The sequence below is a fragment of the Mycobacterium sp. genome, from assembly GCF_032159565.1.
Taxonomy (GTDB): Bacteria; Actinomycetota; Actinomycetes; order Mycobacteriales; family Mycobacteriaceae; genus Mycobacterium.
Genome location: NZ_JAVHWR010000161.1, coordinates 1 through 3,115, shown reverse-complemented (window position 1 = coordinate 3,115; position 3,115 = coordinate 1). Strand labels below are relative to the sequence as shown.

Sequence of the window (3,115 nt, the reverse complement as noted above, 5' to 3'; positions counted from 1 at the left end):
TCCTTCACACCTGATGCCGACAAAACGCATGCACGCCAACCCGAAGGCGGCACCGATGCTACGAGCCAGACACCAGGTGCAAAGGATCCAACCACCGCGATAGCGGCAATCTCACCCTGACACTGAGCCCGATGCTACGACGTGCCGATGGGGGGCGGGCTCAGGTGGCGCTGCGCTCGTCGGTGCCCATTGCATCGAGCACCGCGACACGGGTATCGACCGATCCGGTGATCGTGCCCTCGCCGATGCCGTCGCGCAGCAGACCGCGCAGCAATTCCTGGTCGTAGGTGGCCGGTTCGGTCGAGTCGATGAACCGCTCCACGATCTCGACGAAGCGGTCCGGATCGTCGTGGAACGGGAAATGTCCGGAGCCCTCGAAGATTTCCAGCCGCGAGCCAGGCATCGCGGAGTGTGCCAGCCGCGCGTGGCTGACCGGTATCACCGAATCGTGAGAGCCCCAAATCAACTGAACGGGAACGGATTTCGTCAAATAACATCGGTCCAGCATGGTGACCACCTGCCCGCGCCAGTCGACGACGGCCCGCAGCGTGCGGGCGAACGCCGAGGAGGCGGTCGGCTCGGGTAGGCCGCGGAGAATGCGAAGCATCTCGGGAAGGTCGCGGCCAACCCCGGTCTTGCCGATCGCCAGGCCTGCGACCCGCCCCACCGCCTGCACAGTGGGAAGGACAAGCGGCAGCCGCAGCAGCGCCAGCGCTTCACTGCCCATCGGCAGGGACGCGATCCGAAGCGCGAAGTTCACGTCCTTGGTCACTCCGCCCGCGCCGACCAGGATCAGTCGGTCCACCAGTTGCGGGAACTGATAGGCGAACTGCATCGCGACGCCGCCACCGAGCGAATGACCAACGACCGTGACCCGTTCGATGTCGAGGACGCTGAGCAGATCCCGCATCCCGTTCGCGTACGCCGCCACGGAGTAGTCGGCGCGGGGTTTGTCGGACTTTCCGTGTCCGAGCAAGTCAGGGGCGATGACGGTGAATCGCTGGGCGAGCGTGGATTGCACGCTGCTCCACGTCGTGGAGTTGTCCCCGATCCCGTGGATCAGCAGTATCGCGGGACCCGATCCGGCGACCCGGTACGCCCGGCGGTACCCGTGGATGGTGCGGTATTGAAGCGTGGGCGTCAGCTCCCGCACCGGACGGAGATTGGGCTTTTTGGACTTTTGAGCTGTCATGTGGCCAACCTCGTCGTCGGACCGGGGGATGGCCTAATCGCCGTCGTCCCCGTCTTGGAAGCCTTCTTTTCTCTTCTTCTCCCGCGCGTGCTGTGCGAGAAATCGCTCGAACTCGGCACCGAGCTCGTCACCGCTGGGCAGATCCTCGTCGCGGGCCAGCAGCGATTGGTTCTCCTGGGCTGCGATGAACGCATCGTACTGGCGCTCAAGGGCCTCCACCACTTGGGCGACTTCGGCGCTCGAGCCCACCTGTTCCTCGACTTTCGCGTGCACTTCGGCGGCCGATTCGGCCAGGGCGCCCAGCGGCAGTTGCAACGAGCCGGACTTGGCCACGTGGGTGAGCAACGCCTCGGCTGCCGCCGGGTAGTCCGTCTGCGCGAGGTAGTGCGGCACATGCACGGTGAACCCCACCACGTCGTGGCCGTGCTGCGCCATCCGGTACTCGAGCAGGTTGGACACACTGCCGGGAACCTGCACCTCGCCGACCCATGGGGTGTGACCGGCGATCAGCTCCTTGTGGTTGGCGTGGGCGGTCAGCGTGATCGGGCGGGTGTGCGGCACCGCCATCGGAATGGTGCCCAGCCCAATGGTCTGCCGGACGTCGAGCCGTTCGGCCAGCAGCCGGACCGCGGTGATGAACCGTTCCCAGCGCAGGTCCGGCTCCATGCCCGCGAGCAGAAGGAACGGGGTTCCGACGCTGTCGTGCAGCGCGTAGAGGCTCAGCTCAGGTTCCTCGTAGTGGGTGAAATGGTCGGTCTTGAACGTCATCAGGGGCCGCCGCGACCGGTAGTCCAGCAGTTCGTCGATGGCGAACGACGCGACCAGCTCGGTGTCCAATGAGTCCTTGAGGTGCTGGGCGGACAACCGGATGGCGTGCCCGGCGTCGGAGAACCCCTCCAGGGCGTGGATCAGCACCGGGCCGCGGCCGTCGGTGGACGACAACTGCGGCGCGGGGAACTCCAGCTCGTACATCCCGCTCTGGTCGGGTTCGTACCGCTGTTCCTGCTTCTCGTTCTCGTCGCTGATTGCGCTCGCCTCCTCGACACCGCCACTTCCAGTGTCTCATCTGCCCCCAACCCGGGCCTCGAAGTCCTCATGCCGCGCCGCCGTGGACCCGGCGATCGGGCAAGATCAGACCTTATGCGGGTATCGGCGGTGCTGGTGATCGGGCTGCTGGCGGCTGTGGCCGGATGCGCGCGGCCCGCGCCCCCTGCGGCGGACACGGCGACGAGTGAGACGCCGTCGGCGACGAAGATGTCGGCCGCTCCCGTGCCGCCGGACGCACGGATCGGCGCGCTGTTCCCCGGTGCGGGCGATCTGCACACGTGCACCGCGGGCGTCCTCGACTCGGCGGACGGTGATCTCATCCTCACCGCTGCGCACTGCGTCGCCGAGGGCGTCGACACCACGTTCGTCCCCGGCTTCAAGGACTCCGCCGACCCGGCGGCCGTCTGGCGGGTCGGCACGATATACCTCGACCCTCGCTGGGTGCAGAACCAGGATCCGTTGGCGGACTTCGCGATTCTGCGAGTCACCCGTGACGGCGGCGGGTCGGTGGAGGCCGAGGCCGGCGGTGGCCTCGCGATCGGTACCGCACCGAAGCCGGGCACGGTGGTCAACGTGACCGGGTACGGGTTGGGTGTGGGAGGCGGTCCGATCGGCTGCGAGTCGACAACCGAGTCGGCGCCGGGCGGCTTCCCGTCGCTGCCCTGCGGCGGGCTTGTCGACGGAACCAGTGGCGCACCCTGGACAACGGGACCGACCGTCAACGGTTTGGTCGGTGGGCTTGACGGTGGTGGATGTGACGAAAACGTCTCGTACTCACCGCCGTTCGACGGCGGGGTGGGCGCGCTGCTGGCGCGCGCAGAGGCAGGCGGTCCGGGCGACGAAGCGCCCTCGGTGTTCGACGACGACTGCTGACCT

General features: G+C 67.3%; 3 protein-coding genes. 1 reads left to right on the top strand and 2 read right to left on the bottom strand.

Annotated features, from left to right (window positions below; all coding sequences use genetic code 11):
• Positions 1-160: 160 nt before the first annotated feature.
• On the bottom strand, positions 161-1,192 hold the full coding sequence (locus QOC76_RS21795) for an alpha/beta fold hydrolase (protein WP_526360282.1): 1,032 nt from the start codon (positions 1,190-1,192) through the stop codon (positions 161-163).
• Positions 1,193-1,225: 33 nt separating this feature from the next.
• Positions 1,226-2,164, bottom strand: a complete 939-nt coding sequence (locus QOC76_RS21790; protein ID WP_526360280.1) for a proteasome assembly chaperone family protein — start codon at positions 2,162-2,164, stop codon at positions 1,226-1,228.
• Between the two features lie 168 nt (positions 2,165-2,332).
• On the opposite strand from QOC76_RS21790, the gene QOC76_RS21785 reads away from it, so the two are divergent.
• Complete coding sequence (locus tag QOC76_RS21785) at positions 2,333-3,112, top strand: trypsin-like serine peptidase (RefSeq protein ID WP_526360278.1); 780 nt, start codon at positions 2,333-2,335, stop codon at positions 3,110-3,112.
• The last annotated feature ends 3 nt before the right edge of the window (positions 3,113-3,115 follow it).

Bases quoted from the DNA above. Each gene is read 5' to 3' on its own strand.
- QOC76_RS21795 (WP_526360282.1), bottom strand. From the start codon at position 1,192: ATGACAGCTCAAAAGTCCAAAAAGCCCAATCTCCGTCCGGTGCGGGAG.
- QOC76_RS21790 (WP_526360280.1), bottom strand. From the start codon at position 2,164: ATGTACGAGCTGGAGTTCCCCGCGCCGCAGTTGTCGTCCACCGACGGC.
- QOC76_RS21785 (WP_526360278.1), top strand. From the start codon at position 2,333: ATGCGGGTATCGGCGGTGCTGGTGATCGGGCTGCTGGCGGCTGTGGCC.